Annotated in this window: 14 protein-coding genes and 1 riboswitch; of the genes, 7 read left to right on the forward strand and 7 right to left on the reverse strand. The window is 64.9% G+C overall.

The genetic code is table 11. From position 1 onward, the window contains the following. Positions 1-397, reverse strand: a 397-nt coding sequence (locus AAF184_07210) for a MarR family transcriptional regulator (protein MEO0422106.1), incomplete at its 3' end; no start/stop codon positions are given. A 144-nt stretch (positions 398-541) separates the two neighbouring features. Between AAF184_07210 and hppD the strand changes: the two genes are divergently transcribed. The 4 genes from hppD to AAF184_07230 all read left to right on the forward strand — a co-directional run bounded on the left by hppD (position 542) and on the right by AAF184_07230 (position 5,753). Beyond that, positions 542-1,606, forward strand: a complete 1,065-nt coding sequence (gene hppD, locus AAF184_07215) for a 4-hydroxyphenylpyruvate dioxygenase (GenBank protein MEO0422107.1) — start codon at positions 542-544, stop codon at positions 1,604-1,606. An 83-nt stretch (positions 1,607-1,689) separates the two neighbouring features. Beyond that, positions 1,690-2,703, forward strand: a complete 1,014-nt coding sequence (locus AAF184_07220) for a fumarylacetoacetate hydrolase family protein (GenBank protein MEO0422108.1) — start codon at positions 1,690-1,692, stop codon at positions 2,701-2,703. A gap of 313 nt (positions 2,704-3,016) precedes the next feature. After that, positions 3,017-5,014, forward strand: a complete 1,998-nt coding sequence (locus AAF184_07225; GenBank protein ID MEO0422109.1) for a S8 family serine peptidase — start codon at positions 3,017-3,019, stop codon at positions 5,012-5,014. 163 nt (positions 5,015-5,177) lie between these two features. Continuing rightward, positions 5,178-5,753, forward strand: a complete 576-nt coding sequence (locus AAF184_07230) for an outer membrane beta-barrel protein (protein ID MEO0422110.1) — start codon at positions 5,178-5,180, stop codon at positions 5,751-5,753. 334 nt (positions 5,754-6,087) lie between these two features. On the opposite strand, the gene AAF184_07235 is transcribed toward AAF184_07230, so the two are convergent. From AAF184_07235 to AAF184_07260, 6 genes are all read right to left on the reverse strand, one after another. Next, complete coding sequence (locus tag AAF184_07235; GenBank protein MEO0422111.1) at positions 6,088-7,239, reverse strand: DUF3570 domain-containing protein; 1,152 nt, start codon at positions 7,237-7,239, stop codon at positions 6,088-6,090. A 50-nt stretch (positions 7,240-7,289) separates the two neighbouring features. Continuing rightward, complete coding sequence (locus AAF184_07240) at positions 7,290-7,523, reverse strand: DUF4266 domain-containing protein (protein ID MEO0422112.1); 234 nt, start codon at positions 7,521-7,523, stop codon at positions 7,290-7,292. A 73-nt stretch (positions 7,524-7,596) separates the two neighbouring features. Then, positions 7,597-8,103, reverse strand: coding sequence for a TlpA disulfide reductase family protein (locus tag AAF184_07245; GenBank protein ID MEO0422113.1), 507 nt, complete (start codon positions 8,101-8,103; stop codon positions 7,597-7,599). 62 nt (positions 8,104-8,165) lie between these two features. After that, positions 8,166-8,843 carry an outer membrane beta-barrel domain-containing protein gene (locus AAF184_07250; protein ID MEO0422114.1) on the reverse strand — a complete coding sequence of 226 codons (678 nt, stop codon included), beginning with the start codon at positions 8,841-8,843 and terminating at the stop codon, positions 8,166-8,168. Then, positions 8,813-9,556, reverse strand: coding sequence for an SH3 domain-containing protein (locus AAF184_07255; GenBank protein MEO0422115.1), 744 nt, complete (start codon positions 9,554-9,556; stop codon positions 8,813-8,815). Before AAF184_07255 ends, AAF184_07250 begins: the two co-directional genes overlap by 31 nt. Before the next feature lie 10 nt (positions 9,557-9,566). Continuing rightward, on the reverse strand, positions 9,567-12,269 hold the full coding sequence (locus AAF184_07260) for a hypothetical protein (GenBank protein MEO0422116.1): 2,703 nt from the start codon (positions 12,267-12,269) through the stop codon (positions 9,567-9,569). 618 nt (positions 12,270-12,887) lie between these two features. Beyond that, positions 12,888-12,973: riboswitch (cyclic di-GMP riboswitch) on the forward strand. A 288-nt stretch (positions 12,974-13,261) separates the two neighbouring features. Between AAF184_07260 and AAF184_07265 the strand changes: the two genes are divergently transcribed. From AAF184_07265 to AAF184_07275, 3 genes are read left to right on the forward strand one after another with little or no spacing between them, the layout of a single operon-like run. Beyond that, positions 13,262-14,380: a hypothetical protein gene (locus AAF184_07265; GenBank protein MEO0422117.1), complete on the forward strand. Its 1,119-nt coding sequence runs from the start codon at positions 13,262-13,264 to the stop codon at positions 14,378-14,380. Between the two features lie 13 nt (positions 14,381-14,393). Then, a complete protein-coding gene (locus AAF184_07270) occupies positions 14,394-16,904 on the forward strand; it encodes a LamG domain-containing protein (GenBank protein MEO0422118.1) in 2,511 nt (836 codons plus the stop codon). Positions 16,905-16,935: 31 nt separating this feature from the next. Next, positions 16,936-18,528, forward strand: coding sequence for a hypothetical protein (locus tag AAF184_07275; GenBank protein ID MEO0422119.1), 1,593 nt, complete (start codon positions 16,936-16,938; stop codon positions 18,526-18,528). Positions 18,529-18,549 lie beyond the last annotated feature (21 nt).

The raw sequence follows: 18,549 nt of genomic DNA on the forward strand, positions 1-18,549 counted from the left end.
CCAGCAGGCGATCCTCGTGCCGTTGGGCGATCGGGCGCACCTGCTGATAGACCCGGCGCCCGGACGCCGTGAGGCTGAGCCAGGTCACCCGGCCGTCTTCGCGGCTGGCTCGCCGGCGCACGTAGCGACGGTCCGCCAGCACCCGCACGGCGCGGGAGATCGCCACCTTGTCCATGCGGACAATCGGCTCGATGTCCCTGGCCATCAGCTCCTCGTGCTCGGCCAGCACCGCCATGATGCGCCACTGGGGGATGCTCAGGCGGAATCGGTCCGAGTACTCGGTGGCGATCAGGCCACTGACGCGATTCGACAGGACGGACAGACGGTAGGGCAAAAAATCCTGCAGACGCAGGGTGTTGCGGTGTCCGTCGGGGGATTTTCGGGCGCGTTTATTCATGCCGGTATTTTAATTTCATTTGAAACAAAATACTATTAAGTCCTCACAAGGACGCCCCATGCTTTCGCTTATGAGCCTGCCCGCGCGATATCGCCGGTGGGCGGTGTCCTCTTCGTCAGCTTCGCTCGAGGGAGGCGCACCACCATGGCCACGGCGCAGAACATCACCGAGAACCCGCTCGGCACCGACGGTTTCGAGTTCGTCGAATTTACGAGTCCCGAGCCGGAAGCGCTCGCTGACCTGTTCGAGCGGATGGGCTTCGTCGCCGTCGGCAAGCACCGTCGCAAGGACGTCGTGCGCTACCGCCAGGGTGACGTCAACTTCATCCTGAACCGCGAGCGTAGCGGCCAGCCCGCCGAGTTCGCGGGCGTGCACGGCGCATCGGCCAACGCGATGGCGTTCCGGGTGAAGGACGCGGCCTTCGCCTTCGACGAGGCCCTGCGTCGCGGCGCCACGCCCGTGCAGGCCCCCGTCGGGCCGATGGAGCTGAACATCCCCGCCATCGCCGGTATCGGCGGGCTGAACATCTACCTCGTGGATCGCTATGGCGCCCAGAGCATCTACGATGTCGACTTCGAGCCTGTCGAAGGCGCTGACCCGGCGGCGAGCGACGTCGGTCTCACCTACATCGATCACCTGACCCACAATGTCGATCGCGGTCAGATGGACAAGTGGGCGGAGTTCTACGAAGGCGTCTTCAACTTCCACGAAGCGCGTAACTTCGACATCAAGGGGCGCAAGACGGGCCTGCTGAGCCGCGCCATGACCTCGCCCTGCGGCAAGATCCGCATCCCCTTGAACGAGAGCCAGGACGATAAGTCGCAGATCGCCGAGTTCCTGCGCCGCTACAACGGCGAGGGCATCCAGCACATCGCCCTCGGCAGCAAGGACATCTACGAGAGCATCCCGGCCCTGCGCGCACGGGGCGTGCCCTTCCAGGACACGGTGGACGCCTACTACGAGTTGATCGATCGCCGCCTGCCGGATCACGGCGAGGACCTGGCCACCCTGCAGGCGCACAAGATCCTGATCGACGGCGGCGAGGCCCAAGGCGGCGGCAAGCTGCTGCAGATCTTCACCGAAGAGGTGATCGGCCCCGTGTTCTTCGAGATCATCCAGCGCAAGGGCAACCAGGGCTTCGGCGAGGGCAACTTCCAGGCGCTCTTCGAGTCGATCGAGCTCGATCAGGAGCGCCGCGGCGTCATCTGATCCGTTCGCTGCCCATGATTCCGAGCGCGTCGCGGCATGCTGCGTGACGCGCTCATCGCATTCGTTTTCCTAGGAGTTCATCGATGAAGCTCGCTTCCCTCGCAGGTTTTGGGCGGGACGGTCGGCTGGTCGTCGTCAGCCGCGACCTCAGCCGCTGTATCGAGGTGGTGGATATCGCCGCGACTTTGCAGCAAGCACTCGATCAGTGGTCGACGGCGGAGCCCGCCCTGCGCGAGGTGTACGAGTCGCTAAACGCGGACGCCTCCAAGGGCAAGCCCTTCGACCAGGCGCAGTGTGCCTCGCCGCTACCGCGCGCCTATCAGTGGGCGGACGGCTCGGCTTACGTCAACCACGTGGAGCTCGTGCGCAAGGCGCGTGGCGCGGAGATGCCGCAGAGCTTCTGGACCGATCCCCTCATGTACCAGGGGGGCTCGGACAGCTTCCTCGGTCCCCGCGAGCCCATCGGCGTGGGCGATGAGTCCTGGGGCATCGACATGGAAGCGGAGATCGCCGTGGTCACCGACGACGTGCCCTACGGCGCGCCGGCCGCCAAGGCAGGCGAACATATTCGCTTGGCTATGCTCGTGAACGACGTGAGTCTGCGGGGGCTCATCCCCGGTGAGCTCGCCAAGAGCTTCGGGTTCTTCCAGTCGAAGCCGTCGTCCGCCTTCTCCCCCGTGGCGGTCACCCCCGACGAGCTCGGTGACGCCTGGCGTGACAATAAGCTCCACCTGCCCCTGATCGTGCGCCTGAACGAAGCGCTCTTCGGCTGCGCGAACGCCGGCGTGGACATGACCTTCGACTTCGCCCAGCTCATCGCCCACGCCGCCAAGACCCGACCCCTCGGGGCGGGCACCATAATCGGCTCCGGCACCGTGTCGAACAAGCGGGACGGCGGCCCGGGCAAGCCCATCAGCGAGGGTGGGGTGGGTTACTCGTGCGTGGCTGAAGTGCGCATGGTCGAGACCATCCTCGAGGGTGCGGCGAAGACGCCGTTCCTGCGCTACGGCGATCGCGTGCAGATCGAAATGCGCGACGCTCAGGGCGCGGATATCTTCGGCATGATCGATCAGGTGGTTGAGCCGATCAACGACTGATGCCAGTCGGTCGACGCCGTTCGGCGTCGACCTCCTCGGGCTTAGGACACGCTGAGCCCATCGTCGACTCGGTAGGTTGATCCCGGGTCGTGCCCTCCTGCGCACATTGGCACCCGTGCCCGGGCAAACGGCCGGAACGCAGACACCGATAGCACCAGTCCCAATTTTACCTGCGCCTTATGCGGGCGCGTTCACACCTCATTGCTCGCTAAACGCGTGGCCTGCCTGCCTTTGCTCGATGCGATTCGCAACAATTTGCTCATCGTGAAAACCGGCGTCCAGTACGCCACCAAAGTGAAGCAGGTAGACCGACATGAGCAAGCAAGCACTGATCACCAGCGCAGTAGCAACCGCCCTCCTGGCCGGTAGTGCACACGCTGCTGCGCCGACCGCAAGCTCACCAAACGCTGGCGCGTCGCACTCCGTCGTCAGTGTCAAGAGCGAGACCATCGGCGCCAAGTCGTACATCGTGCAGGCGGGCAGCGTCGCGATGGCGCGGGAGCTGGTGAGCACCGTGGGCGGCGAAATCACCGCCACCCTCGGGGTAATCAAAGCGGTGGCCGCCACGCTGGATGCCGATCAGCACGCAGCGATTTCCGCGAATGCGGATGTGCGTGTGTACGCTGATGCAGCGGCCGAAGTGAGCAGCCGCCGCCGGTCCTCGAAGAGCTGGAGTGGCTGGGGGAGCGGTGGTCTCGCCTCCCTGTTTGGCAAGGCACCCACCGAGACGGCAGGTGAGACGACCCGCGCGGCCGTTCCGACCGTCGCTGCTGCCGGTGCACCCGTCGTGGATGCGGCGCCGACCGATGCCGCCCTTGGTGTGGCGAGCACTTTGAACGAGGCGGCGCCGACGCCTCCCGCGCTCGAGGCAGGTCTCTCGTCCCTCGAGTTGTTCCTCGCCGGGATGGAGCGCTTCTTTGCCACGGCGGATACGTCCTACCCGCGTGCCATCGGCGCGATGGGTTTGCACAACTTGGGCTACACCGGGGAAGACATCGGCGTCGCGGTGATCGACACAGGTTTCTGGGATGAGCGCCAGGTGGACATGTGGGATCGTCTGGTCGCCCAGGTCGACACCACGCGCTCGCCGATCTATGAGAAGCGTGCGCACGAGTGGACGAACGGCGTCGACGATGCCAACGGTCATGGCACCCACGTCTCTTCGATCATCGCCAGCAATTTTCAGGCGAGCAACGGTCGCTACGAGGGCGTTGCCCCCGGCGTCGACCTGATCTCCGTTCGAGCCTTCGGCGAGAACGGCGGCGGCAGCTACCAGGACGTTATCGAAGCAGTTGATTGGGTGATCGGGCACAAGGACGAATTCAATATTCGCGTGCTCAACCTCTCCTTCAGCGCAACGCCCCAGTCGCACTACTGGGATGACCCCCTGAACCAGGCGGTGATGGCTGCCTGGCAGGCCGGCATCGTCGTGGTAGCTTCAGCGGGTAACTCGGGTCCCGACCCCATGACCGTGGGTGTGCCCGGCAACGTGCCCTATGTGATCACCGTGGGTGCGGCGACGGACAACTTCACCTCCAACAACCCGACCGATGATCGCCTCGCGTCCTTCTCGTCCACGGGGCCGACCCACGAGGGCTTTGTGAAGCCCGACGTGGTGGCGCCCGGCGGTCACATCATGGGATGGATGCCGTACAAGGGTCACATCGCCTCGAACCATCCTGACTCGATGGCCATCAACCAGAAGCACTTCACGATGTCCGGCACTTCCCAGGCGGCTGCCGTGGTGAGTGGTGCCGTGGCATTGGTGCTGCAAGCAGATCCTTCGCTCACCCCGGACGAGGTGAAGTGCAAGCTGATGGCCAGTGCCCGTCCTGCCCTCTCCGGCAAGGGTGAGTTGGCCTACAGCGTGTTCCAGCAGGGCTCAGGCTTCATCAACGCAGCGGGCGCGATCGCGAGCTCCGCGACCGGCTGCGCCAACGTGGGCCTGGACATCGACGATGACCTGAAGGGCATTCGTCACTTCGGCGGTCCCGCCAACCTCGACGAAGATGGCAACTACTACATCATGGACATGGGCGCGGGCGAGCCCGGCCAGGCAATCGACAGCGACGGCTACACCTGGTCGCAGGGCTACACCTGGAGCCAGGGTTACACGTGGTCCCAGGGGTACACCTGGTCGCAGGGCTACACTTGGAGCCAGGGCTACACGTGGTCTCAGGGGTACACCTGGTCACAGGGCTACACCTGGAGCCAAGGCTACACCTGGAGCCAGTCCTTGCCCTGGCAGGAAGGCACCGGCGTGGACACCGCCACCGCTGCATCCGTCAACCACTGGGTGCCGCACGAATAGTCTCGTACGCCACCCAACGCACTACCCTTCGAGGGGACATCGCGCAACGCGGTGTCCCCTCTTTTTTTTGCTTCCCTTGGACGACACGAGGCGATGTCATCCGCTAGCATCCCCCAGCGTTTTACTAGTGGCGCCTCACAAACCTCTCAGGGAGCTGTTTCTCATGTCTCGCAATCACGTTCTCGGCGGCCTTGCCGCCGCCGGTCTCGCCCTGCTCGCCGTCGATGCCCACGCCCAGACGGGCTTCTACGTGGGTGGCGGTATCGGCTTCAGCGACCAGCAGGTCACCCTCGACGCCGTCAGTGACCTCACTCAGATCGCCCTGGACGAAGGCCAGGAGTTCGCCTGGAAGGCCTTCGCCGGCTTCAACCTCGACGTGCCGTTCATCAACCTCGGTGTGGAAGGCGGGTACGTGGACCTCGGCAGCCCTCAGGCGGTGGTGCCGGGTGCCTCTGAGGCGAGCCTGGACACGGACGGCTTCGATGCCTTCGCGGTGGCGGCCGTTGACGTGGGTCCCCTGTCCATCTTCGGCAAGGTGGGGCTGATCGCCTGGGATCTCGACGTCACCGCGACGCCGCCCGCCGCCAACGTGGGGGAGAGTGGCACCAACTTCGCCGGCGGCCTGGGTGCCCAGTTCCGCCTTGGCAAGCTGCAGATCCGCGGTGAGTACGAGTACTTCGATATCAGCGAAGTGGACGATAGCTTCCTGCTGTCCACCAGTCTGCTCTGGAACTTCTAGGGGTTCCCTAGGGAGGGAGTCCGGGCGGTTTGTGCAGGCGCTGCGATTGAGGGAAGTGGGGGGGAGACCTTGCCTCGCAGCGACCTGCACGCCCCGGACGCTCCTAACCCTACTGCGCTGCGACGCAGCAATCAAACAGAAATCTCCGACCGCCTAATAGACCGCCTCAATCGGGCGGCATATTTTTATGGCCATCGCCAATTGGTCTAATTGTGCCGCCAAGCCGTGGTCGACGCCGACGGTTCAGCCGGAGACCCGGGTAAAGACGAGCGCACTCATCAAGCAGCTCTCTCGCCCCGCATTCGCGACGGAGCGAGGGCGGCACAGGCGTCTCCTAGAAGAAGAACGAGGCGTACAGCTGCAGGACGTTGGCGTCGAAGCGGTGCAACGGCTCCTCGCCCACGGGCCCTTCCTGGGTGATGTCCCGATAGTTGTCGTAGCGGAAGCTGAAGCGGTCGTAGTAGACGTTCAGCGAGCCCTTCTCGACGAAGGCGAAGCCGCCTCGCTTCTGACCGAACTCCCAGCTCGCGCCGACGCTCAGAGCGTGCGCCTGGTAGGTGGAGAGCTCCTTGTCGCGGGCACGGAAGTTGAACTGATCCGCGCGGTCGAAGAGATCGCTGTAGAAGTCCGCAGCACCCTGCGTGTAGTAGCGATACCCGAAATCCAGCGTTAGGTTCCAGCGCTCCAGCGGGTGCGTGTAGCCGAAGTTCGTGGTGTGGGCGAGGATATTCCAGGTGTCCGTGAAGAAACGGTACTCGCCGTAGAGGGCGGCGCGGTAGGGCAGGTAGTACTTGGCCCGCACGGCCGCCGCGTTACTCGTGCGCGTGTTCGGGTAGAGCTCCTGCTGGAAGCTGAAGCCACTGCCCGCATCCGGGTTGCGGAAGCGCACCGAGCGATAGGGGTTATTCAGAAAGCCTTCATCGGTGATGGTCTCGTAGGAGAAGCCGAGGATGGCGTTCTTGGTCAGCACCTGCGAGAGGCCGAAGCTGTAGCCGTAGCGACGCGTGTTTTCGGAGAAGACGTCGTCGTTTCGCCGCATCACGGTGTCATCGCCGTAGGTCAGGCCGAGGCTGATCGTGGTGAGATCGCCGAAGAAATCCTGCGACACGCCGAAGTGGTAGTTGTTGGCGAGGTAGTCGTTCTCGTCGCTTCGCGTGTAGTTGAGGCTGATGAGGGTCTTGCCCGTGAGGAAGTCGATGCCCGCCGAGGTCTGCACGCGCTCTTCCGTGTAGGCGCTGCCCTGGGTCACCACGTCGAGGGAAGCGCTCGAGAGGCTGTCGACGTAGTAGTTGCCGCTTACGGACACGTGTTGACCAAAGCCCTTGCGCACGAGCACGGAAGGGCCTGTCACCTCCACGCCGTCGCCGCTGTAGGCGTGGTACAGCACGTCCGCGCGGTCGTCCGGCAGGATCGCGCTGTTGGCGTTCAGCGCCGCCAAGCCGAGGCTTGCGCAGGCCAACGCCCCCAGGCGTTTGACGAGGGCCATACTCACGAGGGAACTCCCGCTACGCATACAAATAAGCACCGCTTCAGCGATCAGTTGCAGCCGCAGCCACCGCCGGTAGCACCGGTGGCGCCGCGCGCGCCCTCGCGGGCCTCGTGGACGTGGCCGATGTAGGCGCTGGCGACCGGCGCGCGGTCGAAGGACATGATCGGGTCCGCCAGGTGATCGCGCTCGTAGGGCTCCACCCACGGCTTGATGGAGGAGCAAGCGCCGAGGGCCAGGGCGAAGGAGGCGAGGGCAGCTGCGCGGATCAGTCGGTTGATCATGTCGGGTTCCTCATCGAAGCGCGCCCCGTCCGTTGGTGGCGCGCGATGCCAATTCTTCGAAGGACGGCCGTGCTTACTCGCGGATCAGCGAGCGCACGAGGTCCTGGTAGGTGTTCTCATCGCCGGGCTTGTAGCCCTTGTGCAGGTGGCGCACGTTACCGTCGCGGTCGACCAGGATCGTGCTCGGCATGGCCTTCACCTGGTACATCTTGGTGAGCTGGTTGCTCGGATCGAGGAGCACGGGGAAGCTCACGCTGGTGTCGGCGAGCCAACGCTTGGCGTCGTCCACATCCTGCTCAACGTTCACGCCCAGGAGCTCGAAACCGAGGGGGTTGTAGCGCTGGTAGAGCGCTTCCAGCAGCGGCATCTCCTGGCGGCAGGGGCCGCACCAGGAGGCCCAGAAGTTGATCATCACCACCTGGCCGCGCAGCTCGGAGAGGCGCACGTTCTCACCGCCGAGGCTCTTCAGAGTGAAGTCCGGCGCGGGCTGCCCTTCGTAGGTGGACTTGGTGAGGCCACCGGCGCTGAACAGCAGGCCGAGGGTGAGCAGGGAGCTTGCGGCGAGGGTCTTCAGTTGCATGATGGCTTATCTCCGTGGCCGTCGCGTTTGGCGATGACGGCGTCGTGGCGTCTACGAATGGATTAGAAAAACACCGTGAAGCCGCCGTGGGCTTCCAGGTTGGTGGTGGTCTCAGGCTCCCCCAGGATGTCCAGATCGAAGAGGTGACCGCGCGCCGTGGCGTGCAGTGCCAGCCAATCCTTGACGTAGAAGCGATAGCCCAATCCTGCGCTGATCGTGAAGCGACTGTCGCCCGCGAACTCCGTGCTGCCGGCGCCTGCCGTCAGGTACAGCGATGAGTTGAAGGCGCGTTTCTTGCCCATGAACACCTCGCCCGGCAGCAGATTGAGGCCGAGCGAGAAGTTGTAATAGGTGAGCTGACGATCGTCCGGCAGCAGCAGCTCCGCGCCACCGCTCAACTCCTCGAAGCTCGTGAGGCCCGCCTCTGAGCGGCCGTAGCTCGCCTCGGCGTAGAAGGCCTGGGTCACGTGGTAGGCGGCGCGCACGCCGACCAGGGAGTTGGTGCCGAAGTCCTCGATGCTCATGATGCCGCCGAAGACACCGATCTCGAAGTTCTCCGTGTCGATCTTGGCCTGGCGGACCTCGCGGGTCTCGATGTCCGGTTCGAACACGAGCGTTAGCGTTTCCTCATCGCCGTCTTCGGCCTCGGCGTCCTTGTTGCCGCCGCCGAAGATGGCGCAACCGCTCAGGGCGAAGGCCAGCGTCAGGTTCAGAAGAAGAACGAGAAACCGAGTTTCCATTCAAAAATCTCCTCGTTCTCTTCGCGCTCGGTGAGCACGACGTAACCGTTGTACTCAGCTCGGGCCATGAAGCGACGGGTCAGGTAAGCGCGCACGCCGAAGGTAGCGGTGGCGACGGGGTCCGTGCGGTCCTCCACCTGCACCAGGGTGGCGTTGGGGGAGGTGTTGATCACGCCGGCGCCGATGCCGAAGTACGGCGAGGCGCGCCAGCGCGGGAAAAAGGTGTTCACCATGCGGCCCTGGCCGATCAGGCTGTTGGAGACTCGCCCGAGGGCCTGCGAGGCCTGAATCTCCAGCGCCAGGTTGGGGCTCAGGGCGAGCGCACCGTAGCCCGTGAGCACGTTGGCGCCGCCGAAATCGCCGGTCATGAAGCCCATCTCGAGGCGCCGGTTGCCCAGCTCGTCTAGGCCTGCGTTCTTCAGGATGACCTCATCGCCGTTGGAGAGGATCGTGCGCGCAAGATCCTCGCGCGAGACCCAGCCGACGTAATCGCGCGCCGTGCGGATCTTGTACCAATCCGTGCGCCGCTTTAGAACTTCGATAGGCTCGCCGCGATCTGCGATCTGGGTCACAGGATAGCCAGAGTGTGGACCGGTTCGCAGTTCCAGATAGGGATCGGCGACCGTCAGCAGCACGGGTGCTTTGCGCGCCCAGCCGGCACTGCTCATGAGCACCAGGCATACGGCGATGACAGCGGTTAGCACACGTGACACGGCAGCCTCGTCAGTCCACGGGGGCAGCAAACGGGTTGTTATAGTACTGGGCGCCAACGTCTAACCACTCGCTGATGAGTCTCAGTTCTGCAGCGGAGAGATAGCCCTCGTGCACGCCGCCCGGTGCGAACACGGCGAAGAACCGCGTCGACGCGTTGGCGCCATTCGCCGTTGCCGGGGGCGCCACGTTCTCTGTCGCAAAGATCGGTAAGCCCGTATCCGGGTCGATCCCCACCTGTATCTGGGCGTCCACTAAAACGCCCGCCACGAGGTCCTGCACGGTGTCGCCAAACAGCAACTCCCGGAATGACTTGAACTGGTCGGCCTCCTGATCGGAAGGACCGTCGCCTAGATCGAGCTGCGCCGCAGGTACCTGCAGCACACCGGCCGGATCTGCCGGGCTGTGACAGGCGATGCAGGTGTTGTCCTGGATCACGGTCATGTCCACCTCGTCGAGGATCAGGCGCGGCACGCTCCAGATCGGGTGGATGTGCTCCTCGTAGTTGATGGTCGTGCGGCAGGCTGCGCTCCAGGCCTGCACACAGGCCTCCAGGGTTGGCGGCGCGGTCTCGAGGTCGGCGTAGCTGAAGGCGAAGCTCGCATCGGCGGCGCGGCCCGCGGCGTCCTCGTCGGTCCACACATCCTGGTAGACGATGTCGACGCTCGGGCGTAGGGCGTTGCAGTTATCGGTGGCGCAGCTGATCCGCGTGCGCGCCTCGGCCATGGTTTCGCCGAAGTCCGCGAAGATCTCCGGGTTGGTATTGGGGAAGGGCGCCGAGGTGGTGAGGGCGCCCGGGTTGGCCGGTTCGAAGGCGTCCATGCGCCCGTGGCTCAGGGGGCTGTCCGGGTCGTGGCAGCCGTTGCATTCCATGATCTCCCCGCCCTGCACGCTGAGCCAGGTGCGATGGGCGCTGCCCACCCGGTGGCCGTCGGCATCGAGCAGGGAGAGGGAGAAGGCGACGTCGGCTGGCACCATCACGCGCACGGAGCCGTCCGGCTCCACCGGCGCGTAGCCGAGGATCTCGCGGAAGCCGAGGCCACGGTTGGGGCCGAAGGCGATGTCGGGGATCTCGAAGATGTCCTCGTCGGGGATCGAGACCGCCTTGGTCAGGCGCACGAAGCGTACGGGGCGATCCGCGGCCATGCTCAGGGCCGGGTCGGCGAGGGTGGCGATGTCGGCGGTGGCCTCGCCGTCGAAGTCGTAGACGCTGCGGATGTGGATCACGCCCACGCCCTCATCGGCGAAGGTCTGATCGAACTCCTCGCCCGCATCGCCGGGCAGGATGATGGTGGGCAGGGGACGCGGCTGGGTCGCCACCACGTCCGTGTACATCACGCCTTCCTCGGGCTGCAGGATCGGCAGCTGCGTGTCCGTCTCCAGGTCGTACAGCCATACGCCGTAGAGCGGCGGGGCCGGGACGGCGTTGGGGTTCTCGAGGTCCGCCTCGGTGCAGGGGCCGATGCGCGACTCACCCGAGTCCGGGTCCGTGATCGTCAGGCGGCACTGGCTCCAGGTCACGAGCAGGCGATTGGTGCCGTCGAAGAGGGGGAACACGCTGGAGTAGCGTCCCCCCGGCGAGGGGTCCTGCTCCGTGTCGACCAGGTTGATCGTGGCCGGCACCTGGGCGGGGCCGTTCAGCACCCCGAGATTCTGCGCCAGGGGCTGGGTGTTCTCGAAGTAGTTGGCGACGTCGATGAGCTGCAGGTCGCCGCCGTAGTTGTTGGTGACGAAGGGGCGGACCAGGGCGATGATCCGCCCGTCCGGCATCTCCTGCGGCTCGAGGAAGTGGATCTCGCTCTCGTTGGTGCCGGTCATGTGGCTCTCGGCGCCGTAGAGCAGTTCGATGCCGCTGCCGTCGGGGCGCATCTTGTAGAGGTGGATGCCCTCGGCGCCGCCGTTGCTGTTGTCCCAGCGGCTGAACACCACCTCGCCGGACTGCAGGATGCTGGGGTCCTGGTCGTGGCTCTGGTTGTAGGTCACCTGGGTGAGGTTTGCGCCGTTAGCGTCGATCACGTGCAGCACGAAGGCCGGCTCGTTGCCGTCTTCATCGAGGGCTTGGAACTGGGGCTTGCCCTCGTCCAGCAGCACGGCGCTGGAGCGGCGCTGGCGGGTTGAGCTGAAGATGATGCGCCCGTCCGGCAGGTAGGCGGGCGAGATGTCGTGGCCCTGTTCCGCGGTCAGGTCTGAGGAAATCACGCGCGAGAGCGTGTCCGTGAGCAGGTCGTACTGCCAGATGTTCCAGGTCGGTTGCTCTTCCTCATCAAGATCCGGACGTGGGGGGAAGCGCATGGCGAAGAGCACGGCGTTGCCGTCGAAGGCGAGGGTCAGGTCGCGGATATCGACGCCCGGGAACACGAACTCCGGGTCATCCACCAGGGTGGCGTACTCCGCCTCGAGCTCGACCAGGAAGGTCTCCGTGAGGTGGGTTTCCAAGGATGTGGGGGAGGCGCGATCGCGAAGGAAGAGCTCGGCGCCGCCGGCGAAATCGATCAGCGCGCGCGCATCGAGTTCGATCAGCTCGCCCGCCTCGTCGACGGGGAGGTCGCGCTTAACATAAGCGATAGGAAAATCGATCACCACCGGGTCCGCTTCCTGCCCCGACCCGAAGCCGATGCCGCCGTCGAGGGGGTTGGTGCTGTCACCGCCGCTGCAGGCGGCGAGGATGGCGAACATGGGGGCCGTGAGGACCAGCGTCTTCAGCTTGGCTTTCACCGTATCGCTCCGTTCGGGTGAGGAGTGGGCTGCGAGGGGGTGGGTCGGGAACGCCGTTGGAGTACCGGCGGTTGACCTATCCCCTCGCGAGTGGGCAGCGTGAGTGCATTTTGTTGCATGGATTCGCGCGATTTCGCGCGGTGCACGCGCCTCGACGACGCTGCCGCTGCGTCGACGTCGAGGATGATGGACAGGGGGGTATCCGCGGTCCGTGATCATGTTCACATCCGTCCTCCCGTACACGGCCCCGCGACGCTACGACGTGATGGAGATCGCGTGGGCCAGCTGATCAATGTGATGTACATCGAACTTCGGAATCGAAGCGGGCCCTCGAAGGGGTGTTGTGCTTCTCCCACTGGGGTCCCGAAGACGTGCACGGTTCACGCTCTGCGCATATCGCGCGGGTGCCTTAGAGGCGTAGCTATGAAGGCGATCAAATCAAAAAGGTGGGGTCTTCCCCAGTCGTCGCGATAATGCGACGTCGCAGCTTGGAGACGTTTGCGAGGCAGGGGATGCTGTGTGGAAATCGTCTCGCATCCGGGGGCTGCAATCGCTGATGGCGGGCGCTCCCGGGGGGTCGTGTCGAGGAGGGGAAGAAGCCTCGATACGAGTTGGATGAACTGTTAATGGCATACCCGTCGAAAGGCGGGGACGCAAAGCTACCGGTCTAAGGGCAAGAGGCCTAGGACAGCGGAGTTGCCAGGAAGTCGAGGCCGCTTTGAGCTGGCCTGCGGGTTGATCAAAAAATCGCCCGTCTTTCCTAGCCACGCTCACCGCTTTGCTTGTGCTTCTTCAGCGCTGATCGGCCTGAAGGGCGCGTCCCCAAAAATCGACAGAACACTAGTCGGACGGTAATCGAAATGAGCGCCAATCCAATAGCGAATATCTCGCGCCTACGCCATGGCGACCGGCAGGATGCTTGCCGATATGGTCATAGCGATCAAGATACCCGCATTGCACGACGTGTAATCCTCTGGTCCCACTACCTGCTGGTGGGTCTGCTGTTCCTCGGGGTGGTGGCCTACGCCGGCCCGCGCGAGCAAGCCCAACGTATGCACAACCGCTTGGCCGGCGTGCCGCCGAGTGCCAGTGTGCTGGACGAGATGACCACGTTGATCGCCGAGGGCGACACGGCTGCTGCCGCCGAGCTGGCGATGAGCAACGACGCCTTCTACAACGTCACGCTAAAGAACTGGATCTCACCGTGGACCAACGAGGAGCGCGAGGTCTTCGTGCCCCTCAACGATTACACGGCCACGGTGATCGGCATGATCCGCGACGACGTGCCCTTCAACACCCTGTTCTCCGCCGACATCCTCTACGTGGGCTCGGGCAACGGCTTGCCGCCGTACTCGATGACCAACAACGATCACTACGAAGAGCTGGAAGCGCGCGGCCTGCCCCTGCAGGACGTGCTCCAGCGCCGCACCCAGTCCGCGCTCACGGACCTGCCGCCCCAGGGCATCGCCGGCATCTTCACCACGCGCCAGGCGGCGCAGGCCTACTTCATCATGGGCACCAACCGCGCCATGTTCCGTTTCATGCTGATGGATCACATGTGCCGTGACCTGGAGCAGGTGCAGGACACCACGCGCACGCCGGACCGCATTCGCCAGGACGTCTCGCGCAGCCCCGGTGGCGACAGCCGCGTGTTCCTGAACAACTGCGTGAGTTGCCACAGCGGCATGGACCCGATGGCCGGCGCCTTCGCCTACTACGACTACGACGTGGACTTAGGGCGCATCATCTACACCCCGAACCAGGTGCAACCGAAGTACTCCCTCAACAACGCCACCTTTGCGCCGGGCTACATCACCACCGACGACAGTTGGGCCAACTACTGGCGCGAGGGCATCCACGCCTCGATCGGCTGGAGCGCGAACCTGACCGGCAGCGGCAACGGCGCCGCCTCCATGGGCGATGAGCTCGCCAACTCGCAGGAGTTCGCGTCCTGCCAGGTGCGCAAGGTGTTCCGTAACGTCTGCCTGCGCGATCCGGTCGATGCGGCCGACCGCGGCCAGATCGACACCATGGTGTCGGCCTTTCAGACCGACGGATATCGGATGAAGCAGGTGTTCGCGGAATCCGCGGCCTACTGCATGGGCGAGTAAGGGAGTCACGACAATGAAACACGAATCGAATCGTCTCGTGCCCGCCTCGCCCTTGCGCGGATTGAGCGCTGTGGCACGGCCGGCAGCATGGTTAGCGACCGCAGCCCTCGCCGTCCTGGCTGGCTGTGGTGGTGAGAGCACGGTGCCCCTGCCCGTGACCGACATCGGCACCGGCGGTGACGCCGCCTACAACGGTCCGCCGGCAGCCACCCCCGAGGTCGCGGCCTTCAAGAACCAGGTGTGGGACCCGATCGTGGAGGAGGGCGGCTGTCAGGGCTGTCACTTCACGGGCGGCCAGGCCCCCACCTTCATGCGCAACGACGACATCAACCTGGCCTTCGAGGATGCGCGAGCGCTCCTCGACCAGGGCTCGCCCGAGCTGTCCCGCCTGTCCACCAAGGTGGGCGGTGGCCACAACTGCTGGCTGGCCTCGGATCAGGCCTGTGCCGATCGCATGACCGCCTGGATTGGCCTCTTCGCCTTCGAGGTGGCCGGTGGTGAGGGCCCGAGCGATGGTCGGGAGATCATCTTGACGCCGCCGCCGATCAAGGACGTGGGTGCGAGCAAGGCCTTCCCGTCGGATCCGGCTCTGTACGCCGCGACCGTGCAGCCGCTGCTGGTGACCTACTGTTCGGGTTGCCACGCGACGAGCGCGGCACTGGCCCAGTCGCCCTACCTCGGCAACGCCGATCCGGTCACCTCCTACGAGGCGGCCAAGGCGCGTATCGACCTCAACACCCCCGCCAACTCTCGCCTGGTGCTGCGCCTCGAAGACGAGTTCCACAACTGCTGGGGCGATTGCGTCGCCAATGGCGCCGAGATGCAGGCAGCGATCGAAGCCTTCGCCGATCAGATCGATCCGACGGAGGTCGATCCCTCGCTGCTCACCAGCAAGGCCCTCACGCTGTTCGACGGCTCCCTCGCCAGCGGCGGCAGCCGGGTGGAGAACAACGTGATCGCGCTCTACGAGTTCAAGAGCGGCCAGGGCAACACGGCCTTCGACACCAGCGGTGTATCGCCCGCCCTCGATCTCACCATCAGCGGTGACTTCGACTGGGTCGGCGGCTTCGGCATCGACCTGCGCAGCGGCAAGGCCCAGGGCTCCACCACCAACAGCTCCAAGCTCCACGAGCTCATCACCCAGACCGGTGAGTACTCGATCGAAGCGTGGGTGGTGCCGGCCAACGTGACCCAGGAAGAAGCGCGCATCGTCAGCTACTCGGCGGGCGTGTTCCAGCGCAACTTCACCCTGTCGCAGACCCTCTACAGCTACGACGCCTTCAACCGTTCCAGCGTCACCGACGCCAACGGCGAGCCCGTGCTGACCACCTTCGCTGACGACGAGGATCTGCAGGCCACCCTGCAGCACGTGGTGGTGACCTACGACGCGCTCCTCGGCCGCCGCATCTACGTGAACGGCGTGTTCACCGACGACTTCGACGCCGGTGGCGGCAGCCTCGCCGACTGGGACGACACCTACGCTTTCGTACTGGGTAACGAGGTATCCAACGACCGTGCCTTCTCCGGCGTCATCCGCCTGGTGGCGATCCACAACCGCGTGCTCACCCAGGAGCAGATCCAGCGCAACTTCGATGCCGGCGTCGGCGAGAAGTTCTTCCTGCTCTTCAACGTGGCGGACCTGGTGGAGCTGCCGGCGGCCTACGTGATGTTCGAAGTCAGCCGCTTCGATAGCTACAGCTATCTCTTCGAGGAGCCGCGCTTCATCAGCCTGGACACCTCGGTGATCCCCGACAACATCCCCTTGGAGGGTATGCGCATCGGGGTGAACGGCGGCGAGCCGACCGTGGGTCAGGCCTACGCCAACCTGGATGTGATGCTGAACACCGCCAACTACGATCCCGCCGAGGGGCAGTTCCTGTCCACCATCGGCACCATCGTGGCTCTCGATCAGGGACCGGACGCGGATGAGTTCTTCCTCACCTTCGATCGCATCGGCAACAACGAGAACGTGCGCACGGACGATGCCGCCCTCGCCCCGCCGCCCGCGGTGGACGGTGAGGAGACGCCGGACATCGGCATCCGCACCTTCGCCGAGATCAACGCCACCATGGAGGCGGTGACCGGCGTGGACAGCCAGAGCGAGTCGGTGCGTACCACCTACGACCTGATTCGCCAGCAGCTGCCCACGGTGGACGCGCTGGGCGGCTTCCTGTCCTCGCAGCAGATCGCGGTGGCCCAGCTCGCCATCGAGTACTGCAACACCCTGGTGGACGACACGGGCGCTCGCGGCAGCTACTTCCCGGGCTTCAACTTCGGTGAAGCACCGAACGCGGCCTTCGGCAATGCGGCGCAGCGGGATCTGGTGATCGATCCACTGCTCGCCAACATGATGGGCGATGGGGTGGGTACCCAGCCGGTGCCGGCAGACGTGCGCGATGAGCTGAATGCACTCATCGATCGTCTGACCACCTGCGGCAACGCGTGCCCCGCCGACAAGACCGGCACCATCGTCAAGGCCGTGTGCTCCAGCGTGCTCGGCAGCGCTGTGACCCTGGTCCAGTGACCCGATAACAAGATTTACGAGGAATACTGACATGTCACGCAAGATCAACTATGCAGACACGCGCCAGCCCTTGTTGCATCCGGATCACCCGCGGCCGGTCACCCGTCGTGAGTTCATCAGCGCGGGCTTGATGAACGGGGCGGGGCTCGCTTTCGGTTCCACCCTGTTCGGCCTCTTCGGTAACCCGAAGATGGCCCGCGCAGCGCTCTCCGATGACCTGGAGACGTTGCGTCAGAGCTGCGGCATCGCCGTGCAGGGCGCGGGCAAGATCCCCTTCATGTGCTTCGACCTCGCCGGTGGCTGCAACGTCGCCGCGTCGAACGTGCTGGTGGGCGGGCCCGGTGGGCAGTACGACTTCCTGAGCACCGAGGGCTACGCACGCCTCGGCCTGCCCGGGGACATGATCCCGCCCGTGGCCAACCCGCAGACGGGAACCAACGACTTCATCAACACGGACATGGGCATCGCCTTCCACTCCGATAGCGCGTTCCTGCGCGGGATCCTGGAGAAGGCATCGCCTGGCACCCTGGCCAACGTGCACGGGGCCGTGATTCCGGCGCGTTCGGAGAACGACACGGGCAACAACCCGCACAACCCCATGTACGGCATCTTCCGTGCCGGCGCGGACGGCGAACTGCTCACCCTGATCGGCTCGCGCAACAGCGATTCCGGTGGTCGCTCCGTGGCGCCCATGGAGCTGATGGACCCGAGCGTGCGCCCCACCAAGGTAGATCGCCCCAGCGATGTGACCGGTCTGGTCGATACGGGCAAGCTCGTGGGCCTGCTCGACCAGGGCGATGCCGTCGCCGTGATGGAGTCCATTCAGCGCATCAGCGACATGAAGCTCGGCCAGGTGGACACACGGATCACCGCCGACGACGTCCTCAAGGACCTCGTCCGCTGTGGGTACGTGAAGTCCGCAGACCTAGCGGATCGCTTCGGTGATCCCTCCACCCTGAACCCCGAGATTGACCCCGATATCGTCGGCCCCACAGGGATCTTCACGGAGGAGGAGCTGAACGACAACGACATCCGCAAGACTGCCTCGGTGATGAAGCTCGTGATCAACGGCTTCGCCGGTGCCGGCACGGTGGAGATGGGCGGCTACGACTACCACGGCGGTCGCCGCGCCCGTGGTGAGGAACGTGACCTCGAGGCGGGGCGCTGCATGGGGGCGACCCTCGAGTACGCGGCCCGCATCGGCGTGCCCCTGATGCTGTACGTGTTCAGTGACGGCTCCGTTTCCGCCAACAGCAACATCGACAACTCGCCCGAAGGTCGCGGCAAGTTCGAGTGGCAGTCGGACAACCAGTCCACCGCCGCCTCGTTCTTCCTGGTCTACGACCCGAACGGCCGGCCGAGCCCCTTCACCGGCGACTCCCTGGGGCCGGAACGGCATATTCAGATCGGTCACTTCCGACCGGATGGGTCGGTGGAGGCCTCGAGTACGCCGGCGGCCAACAACGTCAACCTGCTGGTGCAGACCGTGATCCTCAACTACATGGCCTTGCACGGGGAGCAGAACCGCTTCTCCGAGATCCTGCCGGCGCACGGCTTGGGCAGCGTCGCCCTACGCGATAGCCTCACGGCCTTCGATCCCATAGTGAACGGAACGATTGGCTGAGCGATGCCTCGCTAGGACACC

The organism is Pseudomonadota bacterium, assembly GCA_039815145.1.
GTDB lineage: Bacteria > Pseudomonadota > Gammaproteobacteria > Steroidobacterales > JBCBZW01 > JBCBZW01.